The sequence below is a fragment of the Domibacillus sp. F004 genome, assembly GCF_057814295.1.
Map to the genome: position 1 here is coordinate 139,916 of NZ_JBVATB010000008.1, position 16,528 is coordinate 156,443.

18 protein-coding genes are annotated in these 16,528 nt (G+C 39.0%); 9 read left to right on the forward strand and 9 right to left on the reverse strand.

Annotated elements, in window-relative coordinates:
* Positions 1-38: 38 nt before the first annotated feature.
* From ACZYRN_RS17250 to ACZYRN_RS17260, 3 genes are all read right to left on the reverse strand, one after another.
* Positions 39-200: an aspartyl-phosphate phosphatase Spo0E family protein gene (locus tag ACZYRN_RS17250; RefSeq protein ID WP_488912855.1), complete on the reverse strand. Its 162-nt coding sequence runs from the start codon at positions 198-200 to the stop codon at positions 39-41.
* A 134-nt stretch (positions 201-334) separates the two neighbouring features.
* Positions 335-484, reverse strand: coding sequence for a hypothetical protein (locus ACZYRN_RS17255; RefSeq protein WP_488912856.1), 150 nt, complete (start codon positions 482-484; stop codon positions 335-337).
* Between the two features lie 248 nt (positions 485-732).
* Positions 733-2,091: an amino acid permease gene (locus ACZYRN_RS17260; protein ID WP_488912857.1), complete on the reverse strand. Its 1,359-nt coding sequence runs from the start codon at positions 2,089-2,091 to the stop codon at positions 733-735.
* A gap of 215 nt (positions 2,092-2,306) precedes the next feature.
* Here ACZYRN_RS17260 and ACZYRN_RS17265 point away from each other — a divergent pair, with 215 nt between their 5' ends.
* Positions 2,307-3,290 (forward strand): polysaccharide deacetylase family protein, encoded by a 984-nt coding sequence (locus ACZYRN_RS17265; protein ID WP_488912858.1) that lies wholly within the window; start codon positions 2,307-2,309, stop codon positions 3,288-3,290.
* 119 nt (positions 3,291-3,409) lie between these two features.
* Here ACZYRN_RS17265 and speD read toward each other — a convergent pair whose 3' ends face one another.
* The 5 genes from speD to ACZYRN_RS17290 form a co-directional block, all read right to left on the reverse strand.
* On the reverse strand, positions 3,410-4,237 hold the full coding sequence (speD, locus tag ACZYRN_RS17270) for an adenosylmethionine decarboxylase (RefSeq protein WP_488912859.1): 828 nt from the start codon (positions 4,235-4,237) through the stop codon (positions 3,410-3,412).
* Between the two features lie 300 nt (positions 4,238-4,537).
* Positions 4,538-5,098 carry a spore protease YyaC gene (gene yyaC / locus ACZYRN_RS17275; protein ID WP_488912860.1) on the reverse strand — a complete coding sequence of 187 codons (561 nt, stop codon included), beginning with the start codon at positions 5,096-5,098 and terminating at the stop codon, positions 4,538-4,540.
* Between the two features lie 395 nt (positions 5,099-5,493).
* The gene (locus tag ACZYRN_RS17280) at positions 5,494-5,820 is read right to left on the reverse strand and encodes a four-helix bundle copper-binding protein (RefSeq protein ID WP_488912861.1); all 327 of its coding nucleotides are present in this window, start codon (positions 5,818-5,820) and stop codon (positions 5,494-5,496) included.
* A 185-nt stretch (positions 5,821-6,005) separates the two neighbouring features.
* Positions 6,006-7,067, reverse strand: coding sequence for a HupE/UreJ family protein (locus ACZYRN_RS17285; RefSeq protein WP_488912862.1), 1,062 nt, complete (start codon positions 7,065-7,067; stop codon positions 6,006-6,008).
* 86 nt (positions 7,068-7,153) lie between these two features.
* Positions 7,154-8,674: a CehA/McbA family metallohydrolase domain-containing protein gene (locus ACZYRN_RS17290; protein WP_488912863.1), complete on the reverse strand. Its 1,521-nt coding sequence runs from the start codon at positions 8,672-8,674 to the stop codon at positions 7,154-7,156.
* An 888-nt stretch (positions 8,675-9,562) separates the two neighbouring features.
* Here ACZYRN_RS17290 and ACZYRN_RS17295 point away from each other — a divergent pair.
* The 7 genes from ACZYRN_RS17295 (at position 9,563) to ACZYRN_RS17325 (ending at position 13,850) form a co-directional block, all read left to right on the forward strand.
* Entirely contained in the window at positions 9,563-9,823 is a 261-nt protein-coding gene (locus ACZYRN_RS17295; protein WP_488912864.1) for a metal-sensitive transcriptional regulator, read from the forward strand.
* Between the two features lie 85 nt (positions 9,824-9,908).
* Positions 9,909-10,136, forward strand: a complete 228-nt coding sequence (locus ACZYRN_RS17300) for a sulfurtransferase TusA family protein (RefSeq protein WP_488912865.1) — start codon at positions 9,909-9,911, stop codon at positions 10,134-10,136.
* Positions 10,137-10,200: 64 nt separating this feature from the next.
* Positions 10,201-10,683 carry a DsrE/DsrF/DrsH-like family protein gene (locus ACZYRN_RS17305; protein WP_488912866.1) on the forward strand — a complete coding sequence of 161 codons (483 nt, stop codon included), beginning with the start codon at positions 10,201-10,203 and terminating at the stop codon, positions 10,681-10,683.
* A gap of 121 nt (positions 10,684-10,804) precedes the next feature.
* On the forward strand, positions 10,805-11,101 hold the full coding sequence (locus ACZYRN_RS17310) for a rhodanese-like domain-containing protein (protein WP_488912867.1): 297 nt from the start codon (positions 10,805-10,807) through the stop codon (positions 11,099-11,101).
* Positions 11,102-11,155: 54 nt separating this feature from the next.
* Entirely contained in the window at positions 11,156-11,713 is a 558-nt protein-coding gene (locus tag ACZYRN_RS17315; protein ID WP_488912868.1) for a sulfurtransferase TusA family protein, read from the forward strand.
* Positions 11,714-11,854: 141 nt separating this feature from the next.
* Complete coding sequence (locus ACZYRN_RS17320; protein ID WP_488912869.1) at positions 11,855-12,982, forward strand: MBL fold metallo-hydrolase; 1,128 nt, start codon at positions 11,855-11,857, stop codon at positions 12,980-12,982.
* Positions 12,983-13,073: 91 nt separating this feature from the next.
* On the forward strand, positions 13,074-13,850 hold the full coding sequence (locus ACZYRN_RS17325; protein WP_488912870.1) for a sulfite exporter TauE/SafE family protein: 777 nt from the start codon (positions 13,074-13,076) through the stop codon (positions 13,848-13,850).
* Positions 13,851-14,005: 155 nt separating this feature from the next.
* On the opposite strand, the gene ACZYRN_RS17330 is transcribed toward ACZYRN_RS17325, so the two are convergent.
* On the reverse strand, positions 14,006-15,658 hold the full coding sequence (locus ACZYRN_RS17330; protein ID WP_488912871.1) for an alkaline phosphatase: 1,653 nt from the start codon (positions 15,656-15,658) through the stop codon (positions 14,006-14,008).
* 493 nt (positions 15,659-16,151) lie between these two features.
* On the opposite strand from ACZYRN_RS17330, the gene ACZYRN_RS17335 reads away from it, so the two are divergent.
* Positions 16,152-16,328 (forward strand): hypothetical protein, encoded by a 177-nt coding sequence (locus tag ACZYRN_RS17335; protein ID WP_488912872.1) that lies wholly within the window; start codon positions 16,152-16,154, stop codon positions 16,326-16,328.
* Positions 16,329-16,528 lie beyond the last annotated feature (200 nt).

Below are 16,528 nucleotides of genomic sequence, written 5' to 3' on the forward strand. Positions count from 1 at the left end.
GTATACCCAGTGAAGAGGAAATATAAAAAAGTTTAAAATTAATTTTGCAATTGGACTTGAATAATTAACTTGTCCAATTCCTCGCTATATTTTAGGGTTTCACTACTATTAAGACCATTGGTTATACCAGAAGAAATCATTAGCTTCCGAAGATCATTAATCCGCAAAATTAATTCATCCAAATTATTTTTAAGTTGCATGATCAAATCCCCCTTATAAATTTAACGATGATAGCAGAATTGTCGTTTATTCTTTTTAAAAAAGAAACCATAGAATGATGTGAAGATCCATACAAAGAACAACGTTGGAAGAGAGGGGTGGGGCAAGCATGGTGTTAGGATGATTGATCACAAATAACCATTGCCTCACTTAAAAGCTGGATATCGCCTTGAATTTGCTTTTTAATTATCAAATCATTACATTTATAATAATCGTCCAACAATCGACCTAGTTCATAAGAAATAATAATAGCCAAGTCGTTCAAGAAAAACGCTCCTTTATGGGTGATTTATCATAATAATACATTATGTAACGAAAAATCAAAAGATTTTTATATAAAAAAAAGTGGAGAAAGAAAGTTGGCTTTCTGCCATTTCTATCTTCTCCAAGCTTCTAGCATATTATACAAGAAGATCACCAGGATGAAGTGTATAAAAATTACAAACAAATTATTCTTAATATAGAGTGAATCAACCTTTTGGTTATTATTAAGATCTGTCTTTACCCGTTTTGCTAGGATGAGGCTTTTTTCCAATAATAAAAGGCCATTAAATTGCCATACCATAAAGGACCAAATATAAGCGCGATACGTGTATCGGGGAAAAAGCCCATCATCACAACAACAAAACCTAAAAAAGCGAGGGTCAAATAAGAACTATAAGGGAAGAAAGGCATTTTATAATAGAGCTGTTTTTGATTTTCCAACGGTAAACTTTTACGATAACGAATTTGGGTTATTAAAATAATAGACCATGTCCAAACAGCTCCAAATGTAGCGATACTGGTCATCCATATAAAGACTTTCCCCGGTACTAAATAGTTCAAAGCCACTCCGACTAATAAAGCTCCTGAAGAAGCAAGTACAGCAGCACTCGGTATCCCTCTTTTTGATAACTTTTTATATTTAACGGGTGCTTCACCTTGTTGGGCTAAATTAAAAAGCATACGGCCTGTACTAAAAATACCGCTATTACAAGAAGAGAGAGCGGCAGTCAGCACAACAAAATTGACGATTCCGGCAGCACCGGGGATACCAACCTTGTTGAATGTCATGACAAAAGGGCTTCCTGTGCCAAGTTCGGTCCAAGGATAAATCGACATGATGACAAATAATGAGCCGATATAGAAAATGAGAATACGCCAAAAAACAGTGTCAATCGCTTTGGATAATGATTTTGTAGGATTTTTGGCTTCTCCTGCTGTAATTCCAATCATTTCTACACCTGCATAAGCAAACATGACCATTGACAAGGACATGAAAACACCTAAGTATCCGTTTGCAAAAAAACCGCCATGAATCCATAAATGATGAATGCCGGTAGCGATGCCCCCATTTCCAATGCCAAATATAATTATGCCAAGTCCAATCGTAATCATAAATAAAATCGTGACGACTTTAACAAGCGTAAACCAAAACTCAAACTCGCCATACATTTTTACTGCCATAAAATTTACAGCTGTTACAATAACCAATGCAGCAAGCGCCCATATCCAGCGCGCACTATCAGGAAACCAGTATTCCATATAGATTCCGACTGCTGTAATTTCGGCTATACAGGTAATGATCCACATAAACCAGTAATTCCATCCCGTTATATACCCGGCAAGAGGCCCTAAATAATCGTGTGCATATTGGCTAAAAGATCCTGCTACCGGATTTTGGATTGCCATCTCTCCGAGTGCACGCATAATAAAAAAGATCGCGATCCCACCGATTGCGTAGGAAAGTAAAATGGATGGTCCTGCTAACTGGATCGCCGTAGCGGAACCTAGAAATAAACCAACTCCAATGGCAGCTCCTAAAGACATTAAAGTAATATGTCTTTGTTCTAGACCGCGTTGTAAATCTATTGGCTTTTCATGTTTTTGCATAAAGACCTCCTCAGATTTTTACATATTATTAAAGTGAAAGATTAAAAATAAGTGGATTTCGGACAAAGCCTCTTATCCGTATGGTTATGCCGCGATGGTGATAGTATTCTAAACCATTTAATAAAAAGAATCGGGCACAGCATAGTCCTTCAGAGAATGGGAAACCTACAATCGTCAACATGCAAAGATGAAAATATAGTGTGGAGGGAAAGAGGATGAAGAGAAAATATAGTACGCCCCTTATATTCTTTGCAGGTGCGTTATTATTGTCAGTAGGTGCTTTACTTCCCGATAATGCCCGGGACATGTATGTAAAGTCTGATGTTGAAAACGTCATTACCACGTCCGCAGAGATTTATAAAGATGATCTTTATAAAAAAATTCAAGCGTACAGCGAGAAATATAAAATGGAGCCGATTGATGCAAAAGTCGATAGTGTATGGAAGGCGATACCCGGGTACAATGGATTGGAAGTAAATCGGAAAGCGAGTTATAAAAAAATGAAGGCAAGCGGTGATTTTGACGTAAACAAAATTGTTTATAAGGAAGTTTCGCCGAATGTCCATTTAGGAGACCTAGGACCCGAACCGATCTATAGAGGCAATCCGCAAAAACCGATGGTGGCTCTGTTAATTAACGTCGCCTGGGGCAATGAGTACATTCCCAAAATTCTTAAAACATTAAATGATCATCAAACGAAGGCCACTTTTTTCTTTGATGGCAGCTGGGTGAAAAAGAACCCGGATTTAGCTAAGATGATTCATGAGGAGGGTCATGAAATTGGCAACCATGCGTATAGTCATCCCGATCTCAACAAGCGCTCTCAGGAAGAAACAATGGATGAATTGCAAAAGACGAATGATGTGATAAAAGGAACCCTTAATATACAACCGAAATGGTTTGCTCCGCCAAGCGGAAGTTTTAATCAAGTAACAGTGAATGTCGCAGACCAACTCGGCATGAAAACGATTCTGTGGACGGTCGATACGGTTGATTGGAAAAAACCGTCGACTGGGGAAATGGTAAGTCGAGTTGTATCAAAAGTGGAGAACGGTTCAATGGTCTTAATGCATCCGACAAAACCTGTTGCAGAAGGGCTAGAGTCCATGATAACGGAGATTCAAGCAAAAGGGTACCGGATAGGAACAGTCAGTAATCTTATGAGTGAAAAGCGTATTGATACTCAAGAAGCCAGCTAAACCGGTTTCAAGTCAATGGCACCAACGAACACGTTCATAATGGGCAAGCACTTTAATAAAGGAAGCGAATCAAAATAAGCACACTCTTATGTGTGCTTATTTTGATATAGAAAAGGCTATTAATAGTCTCTTCCTGAGCCGGGCGTTATATTTTTTCCGTAAAATATTTCATCCATTTCATGATGAAGTTTTTTTGTGATGTCTTTTATTTCATTATCATTTAAATCCTTTTTTGTATGCCCGAATAAGTAATTGTCTAAGTCGAATTTTCGCAATTTACATTTGGTGTGGAAAATATTTTCTTGATAAATATTTACATCAATCATGTCATACAGATGTTTTATCTCTTCCGGTATGTAGTTTTGGATAGAACTAATATCGTGGTCAATAAATAATTTCTTTCCATTAATATCCCTTGTAAAGCCACGAACGCGATAATCCATCGTCATAATATCCGTATCAAGTGAATGAATCAGATAATTTAATGCTTTAAGCGGTGAAATTTCTCCACAAGTAGATACATCAATATCCGCTCTAAACGTACTAATGCCTTCACTTGGGTGGTATTCCGGATACGTGTGAACAGTAATATGACTTTTATCTAATGCCAATACAACAGATTCAGGAAGAGGACCGGGTGACTCCTCGAATGCTTCTGTTGGCGCTTCTGCAATAGGTCCTTCTGAAATCAACACGGTTACACTAGCTCCTTGAGGTATATAATCTTGCTTGGCGATATTCAGTACGTGTGCGCCAATAATATCCGTTACATCTTTTAAAATATCCGTTAATCTGTCCGCATTGTACTGTTCATCTATATACTCGATATAAGCTTTTCGTTCTTCTTTTGACTTGGTCCAGCATACATCATACATATTAAAACTAAGCGTTTTAGTTAGGTTGTTAAAATCGTGTAATTGAATGCGTTTGTTCGAAGTTGTTCCCATCATTTTTCCTCCCTCATTATTAAATAGTTAACTTCATTATTATCTCATGATTCCGGGCAAAGGCTTTAATACTTTCCTACATCATATTATGTTACCCAGATACTATGTAAAGAAACAATTTTTATACAACATTTGGGAAGGTGAAAGGATTTATGGAGTCATTTTAACGATGAGAGATTCTTTTATGATACAGCTCATTATAAAGCTAACTGCTTGAAAAGAAATGCTGCCCTTCTCTATTTGGCGGGGCAGCATGGTGAAGATGAATAGGCAAGACTAATCAATTCAGCGAAGAAGCGGTTATACGGCTTGTATTTTCTTTTTTTCGTATTCCAATTCAAAAAGAGCCCTTACGATAAAATCAGCGGTTTTGTTGGCCATTTTGTAAACGAGTGAAAGGCGTGTGCATTGAAGGACTTGTAAAGGGAGAAATCCTCCCGCATTGACGATCCCTGAAATGCTGTAATCCCCGATAGGCGGAAGGTCTTTATGCACCCCTAATCCTGGTTTCATTGGTCCTTTTTTAAGTTGAATGGCTCCGATATAATCGGACGAGCCCAGACAAGCATCAATGGCGATAACGATTGTATCTCTATGATTTTGCTGAATTTGGTGAACGGTCTCTGCTAAGTTTTTAGCGTGAACAGGGTGATCCAAACAACCGTACACCGAGACATGAGTATATTTTCTAATGAAAGAATTCTCTTTTAGTTTTGATCCGACAAATGGGCCGTAGCTGTCACCTGAAGAGCGATCTGAACCAATGCAAACGAAGACCATTTCTTGTTTATCAGCAACAATTCGCTTTAATTCGTTTTTCATATTGTAAACAAACAACGTTTCATCTGCAAAGTGCCTCATATTTAGAAACCACCTTTTCTGTTTATGTAGAAAGCCAGTTTATATAAAATCATTAGAGATTTCCTTCACTTTATGCCAATTGGATTAAACGATAGTATTCCTTTACCCAAAAATGATGCCTTTTGTATTTTTAACAAGAAGATCAATTTTTAGCCAGAATTTTAGGGGAGATAACCTGAGAAGAAAGGGAAATTTAAGCAAAAAAAGCCGAGTGAACCTCGGCTGTAAGAATTACAAAGTATATATACACGGGGAAGGTGTTGCATATTATTAGTTTAATCAACTAGACGAAATTTATACACACAAATTGAAACTTTTTTTGACCGATTTAAAATAGTGAAATGGGAGTTTGAAAGATCCATTCAAAAAAACTTTTCTTAATTTTTAATCGAATTTTAAGATGCCATTCTGCGGCATGCTTCGGCACAAGTAAAACAGGCTTCGGCACATTTTTGGCAATGCTCATGGTCGTGCTTCTTGCATTCATTTCCACATGCTTCGCAGATGTTTGCACACAGTTGGCAAATTTGTTTGGCAAAAGGGCTATTACGCTGCATAGACTGTGCGGCCAGTGCACATATGTCTGCACATTCACGGTCCAATCGGATGCAATCAGCCATCATCTTCATATGATCTTCTGATAAACACTGATCGAAGCAGGTGTTACATGCTTCTAAGCACTCTAAACAAGCTTGAATACAATCATGGAAATTATGGTTCATGATCATTTCTCCTTTTTAAGTTTATTTAACTACTATAACCATTCTTTTTTTCTTTAAACATGCGAAGGAAAGTGCCGCTTTAAATGAAAGGCGTCCAAAACCACGTTCTCGGACAAAGTGAGCCGAATATATGTTTAACATAGCTAAATGAAAAGAAGGAGACTTGGATTCTGTTTTAGAGTGAATTAGAATGCTCTTTGAAAAAACCATAAAAGCCCAAAAGCCAATATTCCCATTGAAGTTCCAGGAATTACCCATTTAAATGCTTGTATCTTTTTAATAAAAAGAATAATCGGGTAAACCATTAAAACGATTAAGAGCTGTCCTAATTCTATACCGAGGTTGAAGGATAGAAGGGTAGTTGCCATGTGATTTGCGTCTAACCGCATTTCAGACAATATCCCTGCAAAGCCAAAACCATGTATCAATCCAAACCCAAAAGCAATCCAGGGCTGTTGTTTGGAATCTCGATCAAAGATATTAACGAGAGCTACATACACGATACTTAATGCAATCGCCATTTCGACCCACTTGCTCGGAAACTGTACAATTTGCAAGGTGGCAAGAGCAAGTGTGATACTGTGAGCGATTGTGAAAGCTGTAATTAAAGCAAAAATATGGCGTACTGTTTTTGCCCCAATAAGCAGACTAATCACAAATAAAATATGGTCATAGCCTGTGAAAATATGTTCGAGCCCAAGTGATAAGAACTGCTTACTTGTTTGAAGGACGTTCCCTTCTCCTATTTCCAGTTCTCTTGTCTCAAAAGTGAGTACTTGTTCTCGTTGTTCACCGTCCATTTTTATGGTTGCAAAATTAGCGTGGCTTGGATCAGAATCATCAAGAAACATATTGTATTCGAGCACTAACTTTTCCGGTTTCTGATCTAATTCGTATGTTAAATCGACAACGGCAAACGGCCGTTCATTTATCGTTGCTATATCTGTTTTGTTTACAAGACCCTCGATCTGTACACTATCAGCGAAAATTTTTATGCGAGAGTTAACATACTGCTGCACAGCTGTTGTATCGATTGCTTGTGATGGATTCATATCTTTATCCATTGCATGTCCAAATTCGGTAAGATCAACCTTAAGCTCATATGTAAGTGTCTCTTCTTTTACTTCAATGTTTGAATAACCCTCACTGTTATTCGTGTGAGCAAGTGCAGGAGAATAAAGGACAAAACTACATAAAAATAAAAGAAAAAAAATCGAGAATTGCTTTATCATTTTATTCAGATCCATTGTTTGTTGTCTCCTTACTAAAAGTAATGAAAAGACGAGGAGCTCTAGTCCTCCTCGTCATGCATACATCTAAAATATTACTTTACTTATTTAGACTTAATGAAGGTTGGATTAGAGTAAAACCAGAGATCCGTCCATGGATTTTCACCACGCGGGTCTGCCTGCGGTTCTAATTGATCGGTGCTCGTTCCTCTAACACGGAAATACATATCTTTCTCCACGTCTTTTAGCGTATAGGTCATTGTGATATATTCTCCGTCTTGCTTCCAATCTTTTGCTTCAAAGCGTTTAACCACTTTTGTTGTGGGATTGACATCCGTTGTGCGGTCTTCCACTTTGCCTGTCACTTCGCCTACAATCAGATCTACACGCTTTACATTTGGATTATCGCCATTCGCATTTTTAGCATTTGGGTCACGAAGACGAATCGTCACAGTGACGTCATTTGCATTTTTGTTCTTTAATGTAAGAGTTTCTCCGATAGATGCTGTATGTCCATTCCCTTTCGCTTTCTTACCAGCAGCTTGTGCTTGAATGTCTAGTTCTGAGATGAGATCGCCGGTTGCCACAAAAACGTTTCCGTTTCGAAGTCCGTCCATAACATCACTGTAATTCTTCTCAGCTTTTACGTAAGTTTTTGAGTATTCACCAGGCCAGAAGTCGCTGCCTCCATCTCTCCAGTTCACATGGGAATCAGAGGTAGAAGTCACCCACCAATGTCTTCCTTCCCCTAACATGGAATCCCAAAGGCCACCGACTCTTGCAGTCATTTGATCAAAGCCGCCCATCGTAGGCGAATTACCGTATGAACCGCGAGCACCTTTTGGATCTAGGGAGCCATCCGGATTAATCGCGCCGGCCTGATGGCCAGGAGCTCCTTCCATACCAACGGAAACATTAGGAGCTGTATCATTCCAGTTACGAAATTCTTGTGGTGTATCTTGTCCCCATTTACTTACATCACTTGCTGAACGTGAAGGATGGTTCGCGAACAGCAGGGGGGCTTCATCTAAATCTTTCATGTAATTGAGTGCCGCAATCATGTTGGATTCAGTATCCCGGCTTCCGTCATTTGGATAAGGCTCACGCTTGTTAAACTTGCTTTCAATGTTATATAGTTTTTCAGATTCATCATCACTCTTAGGTATGATTAAAGAACTGTGGTCGGCAGCTGGTGTGTCAAACTCCATTCCATAAAATTGAAGAAGGTCCGGATAAGCTTCACGGGATTTTAACAACTCCGGATAAGCTTGCTCCAAGTTCACTTTTGAATGGTTAGGTCCACCGTGATCGGTTGTTACCATCCAATCAAGTCCGTACTTTTCCGCATTTTCCGCATTTTTAACGGTTGGATAAATGGCATCTCCGCCTTTAATGGCAGTAGGCGGGTTTGTCGTGTTATCCCAGCCAACACTCCATTCACTATGAATATGGTGATCACCTGCAAGCCATGTTGCGGAAGTCTTTTTTGATTCTTCTTTAGAAGGCTGCTTTGCTTCTGTGTGATTCTGGTCTTTCTGGTAAACAGTTTGTGCAGTCAGTGCGGTAGTGGCTAAAAGTGTCGTTGCAATGAGCGGAATAGACTTCTTTTTGAAATTAGACTTCATGCGTTGTTCCTCCCTTTATATCATTTTTTAACCAACTCCGATGTTAGTCTACAAATGTTTTGAGGAGATTAATAAATTGTATGTTTTCAATAATTTTCAAAGTATTCAGTTGTAATATAAATAAGGAAATTTGTAGGATATAAACCATTTATCAGAGGCATATGTAGAAAGCCTTCATTGGCGATGATTGAGTAAGTATTGGAACGGTGCTGGATATAATAGGTTATAAACACGAATAAAGGGCTGTTTTCATTCAAGTTGGAGCTTTAGGTATTGCAAACAACAGCGTTAAGGAATCCATTTTCTCCTATTAGAAAAGAACTGTTTTTATAGTTTGCCGTTATATAAAATGGATTCTAATATTTATATTATTTTAATGTATATGTACTTGCTTGTAATAGCAGAGTAACAGTTCCCCTTATAGTTATCTTGTCACTTAATGTTTTGATCAATGATAAAAAAGAAAAATGAAGCTGAATAAAACATTTGACAATATACCTTATGGGGTATATTATAGGTTTATAAAAGCATTCATGTTAAAAGGAGTTGATTTAATCTTTCTTACAGAAGTCATTGCATATAGGCGTTATTATCCTGTTAAAGTGTATTCTATAGAAGAAAGCGGTGTGAAAGATGACCTTACGGTGTTGGATAGTAGAGATTATCATGAATCTTAAAAAGGGTCTCACACAGCTTATTTGAACATTCCATTTACTTATATAAAGCGAAATTACCTGGAAATTTCATACAAGCAAGCACATGTAATCGCTACGGACCAACTTGAATTGAACCTTGGTTTGCGGTACCTAAAAGCGAAAGGCTTCGAAGTAACCAGTTATTCACTTCAAAATCGTCAATCGACTACAAAACAAAAAGGAGACGTTTGTTATGACGTACGATAAAAAAATTGAAAACCGTTTAAAACGAATTGAAGGGCAAATCAGAGGAGTACTGAAAATGATTGAGGAAGAAAAGGACTGCCGTGATGTTGTGATTCAATTATCCGCTACACGGAGTGCGATTGATCGGACAATGGGGGTCATTGTCAGCATGAATCTGGAAAAGTGTCTTAGAGAGAATATTGAAGCAGGAAGAGAGACAGATAATCTTGTGAAAGAAGCTGTAGACTTGCTTGTCAAAAGCAGATAAAAATAAAAAGTCTAAAGGTTGACGAATGAATCTCAATCCTTTAGTATACCCAGATAGGTATAAAGATGAAAGGGAGGAAAAACAAATGAATGCAGATCGAGTACTAGATGCCAAAGGGCTTGCATGTCCAATGCCCATCGTGAAAACGAAGAAAGCGATGAACCAGCTGAAAGAGGGACAAATTTTAGAAGTTCAAACAACCGATAAAGGTGCAAAAAGTGATTTAACCGCATGGGTAAAATCAATGGGACATATGATGCTAAACTCCGAAGAAGAGGATGAAGTATTCACATTCTACATTCAAAAAGGCTAATTTTTTTTAATCAAGTTATATACCCATGCTGGTATGGGTAAAAAGAAAACGAGGAGGCTTCATTATGACTGAGCAGAAGAAAAAAACAACGATTATTTTATTTAGTGGGGATTATGACAAAGCGATGGCGGCATATATCATCGCAAACGGCGCAGCCGCTTATGATCATGAGGTAACTATCTTCCACACATTTTGGGGATTAAATGCGCTGCGTAAAGATGAACCATTGGCATTGAAAAAAGGATTTCTAGAAAAGATGTTTGCGAAGATGATGCCGCGTGGTGCGGACAAAATGGGCTTATCGAATATGAACTTTGCTGGAATGGGACCAAAAATGATCAAGCATGTTATAAAAAAACACAATGCGATGACGCTTCCTCAATTAATTGAGATGGCGGGGGAACAGGAAGTGAAGTTAGTTGCCTGCACAATGACGATGGATTTGCTTGGTTTGCAGCAAGAAGAATTGCTGGAGGGAATTGAATATGCAGGTGTAGCCGCTTATTTAGCGGACGCAGAAGAGGGAAATGTCAATTTATTTATCTAATGACCATCGATAAATAAGTAAATAAATAAAGGGAAGTATTAAAAAAGCTTGGATTTAAACACATCACCAATATTAAAGGCGCTATGAATGCCTGGTAATAATCAAAAAAGGAGGGTTTTTAATGAAACAATTAGTCCCGAATGAGCTAGAAGCGTTCATCCGTCAGGGAAAAGATCTTTCCGTTATTGATGTTCGTGAAACGGACGAAGTAGCAACGGGGAAGATTCCTGGGGCTGTAAATATTCCTTTAGGCTTAGTAGAGTTTCATATGCATGAACTGGATAAGTCGAAAGAGTACATCATGGTATGCCGCTCAGGCGGGAGAAGTTCGATGGCAGCGAAATTTTTAGAAAGCCGTGGGTATAAAGTTATTAATATGACAGGCGGTATGAATGAGTGGGAAGGTCCTACTGAATAATTTTTTATTATTTTAAATACCCTGTGGGGTGTTTTTTGAGAAGGAGGAAACACAATGATTGAACCAAATCATGTATTAGACACAAAAGGACTTGCTTGTCCGATGCCAATTGTCAAAACGAAAAAAACAATGAAGGATTTAGAGCCGGGCCACGTATTAGAAATCCAGGCAACCGATAAGGGCTCAACGGCAGACTTGCAGGCATGGGCAAAAAGCACAGGTCATGAATACTTAGGAACGGAAACAGAAGGGGGTATTCTCCGTCACTTCTTACGTAAAGATGGCGGAAATACAGCATTAGAAAAGACTGTTATTCCGGAAATATCATTAAAGAGCTTTAAAGAAAAAGTAGAAAGCAATGAAAAAATAACGATTTTGGATGTTCGTGAATGGGATGAATATGAAGAGAGCCATATTGCAGGAGCCATTCATATTCCACTTGGTGAAGTGGAGCAGCGTTCTGGTGAATTAAATAAAGAGGAGTTCATTTATGTGGTCTGTCATTCGGGCAGAAGAAGTGAATTAGCCGCGCAAATGATGGCAAAACAAGGATTCAAACAATTAGTCAATGTCGTGCCGGGCATGCGTGACTGGAAAGGGAAAACGGAATAAATAAAAGAAGGCAGAAGAACACGAGTATAAAAGCATTACATGCAAACGTTCGATTACTTGATGCATACAAGGTGTTTACTATTTTAAGCTTAAAAATAGAAAAAATTTTAAATGAAATTATACCCCGGGAGGTAATTGAATATGTCAGTACATTCACTAACAGCGAAAGAAGTCGCCAAAAAGGTCGTCAATAAAGAGGCGTTCTTTATCTTAGATGTTCGCAATGAAGAGGCCTTTCAAGATTGGAAAATTGAAGGGGAGAACATTCAATATTTAAATATCCCTTATTTTGATCTGCTGGATGGCGTGGAAGAAATATTGGATCAACTACCTGCGGATAAAGAAGTACTGGTTGTATGTGCCAAAGAAGGTTCTTCTATCATGGTGGCAGAGATGCTGTCAGAAGCAGGCCGGACCGTATCGTATCTTCAAGGAGGCATGAAAGCCTGGAGTGAACATTTAGAGCCCGTTAAAATTGGTGAATTAAAAAACGGCGGAGAACTGTACCAGTTTGTTCGGATTGGCAAAGGCTGTCTTTCTTATATGATCGTATCAAATGGGGAAGGGGCTTTAATTGATTCGACGCGTATGACAGATGTGTATATTGAATTTGCTCAAAAAATGGACGCTAAAATCACTCATGTATTTGATACGCACCTTCATGCGGATCACATATCAGGCGGCAGAAAGATCGCGGAAGCCACAAATGCTGCATATTGGCTCCCGCCAAAGGATGCACGGGAAGTCACATTTGATTATCAGCCATTGGAAGAAGGCCAAGATGTAACGATTGGCAATACGACGATCAAGATTCAGCCCTTGTATTCCCCAGGCCATACGATAGGGTCTACTTCTTTTATTGTAGATGACTCCTATTTACTATCAGGTGATATTCTCTTTATTGATTCAATCGGAAGACCTGACTTAGCTGGACTGGCAGAGGACTGGGTTGGAGATTTGAGAGAAACACTCTACACCCGTTACAAAGAATTATCAGATGATCTTATCGTTTTGCCGGCTCACTTTATGATCATGGAAGAGCTGAATGAGGACGGCGGTGTATCGGAAAAATTAGGCACATTGTTTGAGAAAAATCACGGCCTGAATATACAAGATGAAGCGGCGTTCAAAGAGGCCGTAACAGGCAACCTGCCGCCACAGCCAAACGCTTATCAGGAGATCCGTGAAACGAACATGGGGAAAGTTGAGCCGGATGAAGAAAAACAACGTGAAATGGAAATTGGACCAAACCGCTGTGCCATTCGATAAAAGCATGGAAGCAAAATAAAATGGCTAAAGACTGATCAGGAAAAGGGTATCAGTTCGATACCCTTTCTCTTTTTTGAAGGAGGAGGAACGGATGGATCTTACGTTTATTATCACTATTTTCTTGATTGGTTTTATCGGTTCCTTTATTTCAGGGATGGTCGGGATCGGTGGTTCCATCATTAAATATCCAATGCTTTTGTATATTCCCCCGATACTTGGAATGGCGGCGTTCAGTGCTCATGAGGTATCCGGAATTAGTGCTATCCAAGTTTTTTTCGCCACGATCGCAGGGGTGTGGGCGTACCGAAAAGGCGGTTATTTAAACAAGACCTTGATTATCTATATGGGAGCAAGTATTTTAATTGGAAGCTTCATCGGCGGTTATCGTTCTGGCATGATGTCAGAAGGAGGCATCAATCTCGTGTATGGAATATTGGCCATCGTTGCGGCTGTTTTGATGTTTTTCCCGAAAAAAGGACTTGATGATATTCCACTGGATCAGGTTACGTTTAATAAATGGCTAGCGGCTGGATTAGCCTTCATCGTTGGCATCGGAGCAGGAATCGTTGGGGCAGCAGGAGCTTTTGTCCTTGTACCTATTATGCTCGTCGTCTTAAAAATTCCAACAAGAATGACCATTGCGACTTCCCTTGCGATTACCTTTATTTCCTCGATCGGCGCCACGATCGGTAAAATCACGACTGACCAGGTTCTGTATGGTCCAGCAGCCATCATGATTGTCGCCAGTTTGCTGGCTTCTCCCCTAGGAGCAAAGGCTGGACAAAAAGTGAATACGAAAATACTGCAAGTCGTGTTAGCCTTGTTGATTTTAGGTACAGCGATTAAAATTTGGATGGATGTTCTTTAAATTCTAACGGGCGTACGCAGCTTAGTATTCCATGAATGCTAGACCGTAAACGAGAATTCAACATTTATTCTAGATGGATAGAAAGAAAGAACCCTTGTAGATTCAAGGGTTCTTTTCTAATTACGGGCTTTTCCTGTATAAGAAGACGAGAGAGCTTATTTTACTAGCTTTAATGCACTTTCAGAAATGTAGAAGTCTGTCCCGTTGTAAACGGTAATCCCATTCACTTCTTTTTGTTCGGTTGATTTCTTTGTTGTTTGAATGACGATGTTTTTATTTGCTGGAAACTCTACTTTTTGGCTTCCTTTTTCAGCTACAAATACCGGGTTATTCGGATCTGTTACGTCAATACGCGTTGTAAATCCTTTTTTCTCTAAGGCGTCTTTCGCATTCGCATATAATTGTTTCGTTAATTGATTTAGATCAAAGTCCATAAACTTGGCCATTGTTTTGGCAATATCCGTATTCTCAACGAGTCCTGTTGGTCTTGAAGGTCCGTATGAATATAAGAATACGTCTTCACCCGTATGGCCGCCTGTTGTAAAGCCGATGTTTGCACGATTCGCAAGCATTTTTGTCATGTCTGAACCTATGTTTTTGGACGTGTTTAATGTCTCTAGTTCTTCCGCCGTCAAATCATCTAGTCCATAAAGCGCTGCGACTTCTTTTAAGTTTGATTTATCTGCTTTTAGTTGACTTACCGCACCTTCAACGGTCATTTTGGCTTTCTTTAAAGGATCGATATACGTTGAAACAGGAATTTCTGGATAGTTCGAGCTCGTGTTTACATTGCCCATTGTGATTCCGCTGTTCCCATGGTCAGATACAGCGATCACCATCGTATTTCCATCTTTTTTCGCGAAATCAACAGCTTTCTTAACAGCATCATCAAAAGCTAATACATCACTAATGATCCCAATTGTATCGTTTCCATGTGCTGCCCAGTCCACCTTGCTTCCTTCAACAAATAAAAAGAACCCGTCTTTGTCTTTATTCAATGTGTTAATAGCTTTGTCCGTCATTTCAGCTAACGTCGGTTCAGTTGGCTTTATCGTTTCACGGTCAAAATCATAAGCAAGTGCACTTGGGGCAAAGCTTCCCCAGATTTTATTTGATTTAGAGGCTAATAGCTCGCTGCGATCTTCCACAATATCATATTTCTTCTTTTCTAATACGTTTAATAAGTCTTCGCCATCTTTTCTCGCATTTTTCGTTGTCCCAGGTGAAAGAGATTCTTTTCCTCCGCCTAATACGACGTCAATATTTTGATAGACTTGCTGTTCCGCAATATCTCCGTAATTGCTTCTATGTGTGACGTGAGCAGAAAACCCGGCTGGTGTCGCATGCTGGATTTCAGATGTAGAGATAATCCCTGTCGCTTTTCCTTTTTGTTTGGCACCTTCTAATACATTGGCCACCGGTTTATACGCATCTTCAGGATTAACTGGATCAAGGCCAGGTGAATTGACAACAGCAGGTAAAACACCAACAAATTTATCGTTTGATTTATTCCCTGTTGCAAGTGCAGTTGCTGCAGGTGCAGAGTCGGTAATGGCGGATTCTGCTGAATACGTTTTAACGCCGCCAGCCACCATTTCATCCATAGCCAGATTTTCACCTTTATACCATCTTGAAAGGGTGGTGGCACCTGCACTTGTTCCATCCATCACCATCATAATGACATTTGTTGGTTCTTTTTTCTTATTTTTTGCTTGAACGTCTTCCTGATTTGCAGAAATCCCTAATGATGATATAGCGACTGCTCCTGCTAAAGTAATACCTGCAACTTTTTTGTTAAACTTGCCCAATGTACTTCCCTCCAGTTAATCATTATTCATTAATATGTATAATGATAAAGGCAATATATTAAGAAATAACAATTGGAAAGTAAAGATAGACTGGAAAAATTGTAAATCATTATGTAGTTTTTATATACGTTAAAAATGAGTAAGAATGCATCTTGTCTGTGGAGGATTTCCCTGTTTTTCTCCACCGAAGGCCCCTTTTTTAAGAAATATAGTTTTCTGATTTTCAAGTAAAAGGAACGTTTTTCTTTTTCACTGTGAGGATAGGTCTAAGGGTAAAGGCTATGAAAGTTTACACCCCTGTATCATTTATTACAGATTTTCCGAACGGGGAAGCCCATCGTCTTTAGACATGGGATGAGGGTGAGGTCGAACGAGGTGTGTTTTTTGGCACGTTAATCGTTCGGTTTTTTTGTTTTTTCGACGATTATCCCTTGTGTAGGGAACGTATGTTCCGTTATGATGAACGTATTAAGTGAGGAAGGAGGATACCCATATGTTTGTCAAATATTCCTTTCGAATACCTTATGATCAAAACGTATATGACGAATTAAGGATGATGCAGCGGGAAGCCGCATCCGTATGGAATGACATCGTTCGAGAAGCCACTTCTTATTATTTCACGTGTAAAAAGTGGCTGAGTAAAACAGAGATTCAATCCATTCGAAAATAAACATACGATCTTCATTCTCAAACCGTTCAAGCGATTGCGGATAAATACGCAGCGAATCGTGAAACGATCCGGAAGCTGCGGAAAACGGACAAAAAAGCAAAATACCCATGGCGGAGAAAGCGCTATTATTGTATCCCGTTAAAAAAAGCGTCCATGACCATTTCCAAAGACACGATCACGATTAAAAAAGCGGAATATGG

Excerpts from the sequence above, each read along its gene's own strand:
- ACZYRN_RS17300 (WP_488912865.1), top strand. The coding sequence starts at position 9,909 with ATGAATGCAGATCGAGTACTAGATGCCAAAGGGCTTGCATGTCCAATG.
- ACZYRN_RS17265 (WP_488912858.1), top strand. The coding sequence starts at position 2,307 with ATGAAGAGAAAATATAGTACGCCCCTTATATTCTTTGCAGGTGCGTTA.
- ACZYRN_RS17280 (WP_488912861.1), bottom strand. The coding sequence starts at position 5,820 with ATGAACCATAATTTCCATGATTGTATTCAAGCTTGTTTAGAGTGCTTA.
- ACZYRN_RS17285 (WP_488912862.1), bottom strand. The coding sequence starts at position 7,067 with ATGGATCTGAATAAAATGATAAAGCAATTCTCGATTTTTTTTCTTTTA.
- ACZYRN_RS17260 (WP_488912857.1), bottom strand. The coding sequence starts at position 2,091 with ATGCAAAAACATGAAAAGCCAATAGATTTACAACGCGGTCTAGAACAA.
- ACZYRN_RS17310 (WP_488912867.1), top strand. The coding sequence starts at position 10,805 with ATGAAACAATTAGTCCCGAATGAGCTAGAAGCGTTCATCCGTCAGGGA.
- ACZYRN_RS17320 (WP_488912869.1), top strand. The coding sequence starts at position 11,855 with ATGTCAGTACATTCACTAACAGCGAAAGAAGTCGCCAAAAAGGTCGTC.
- ACZYRN_RS17315 (WP_488912868.1), top strand. The coding sequence starts at position 11,156 with ATGATTGAACCAAATCATGTATTAGACACAAAAGGACTTGCTTGTCCG.
- ACZYRN_RS17335 (WP_488912872.1), top strand. The coding sequence starts at position 16,152 with ATGTTTGTCAAATATTCCTTTCGAATACCTTATGATCAAAACGTATAT.
- ACZYRN_RS17250 (WP_488912855.1), bottom strand. The coding sequence starts at position 200 with ATGCAACTTAAAAATAATTTGGATGAATTAATTTTGCGGATTAATGAT.
- ACZYRN_RS17325 (WP_488912870.1), top strand. The coding sequence starts at position 13,074 with ATGGATCTTACGTTTATTATCACTATTTTCTTGATTGGTTTTATCGGT.
- ACZYRN_RS17305 (WP_488912866.1), top strand. The coding sequence starts at position 10,201 with ATGACTGAGCAGAAGAAAAAAACAACGATTATTTTATTTAGTGGGGAT.
- ACZYRN_RS17290 (WP_488912863.1), bottom strand. The coding sequence starts at position 8,674 with ATGAAGTCTAATTTCAAAAAGAAGTCTATTCCGCTCATTGCAACGACA.
- speD (WP_488912859.1), bottom strand. The coding sequence starts at position 4,237 with ATGGGAACAACTTCGAACAAACGCATTCAATTACACGATTTTAACAAC.
- ACZYRN_RS17295 (WP_488912864.1), top strand. The coding sequence starts at position 9,563 with ATGACGTACGATAAAAAAATTGAAAACCGTTTAAAACGAATTGAAGGG.
- yyaC (WP_488912860.1), bottom strand. The coding sequence starts at position 5,098 with ATGAGGCACTTTGCAGATGAAACGTTGTTTGTTTACAATATGAAAAAC.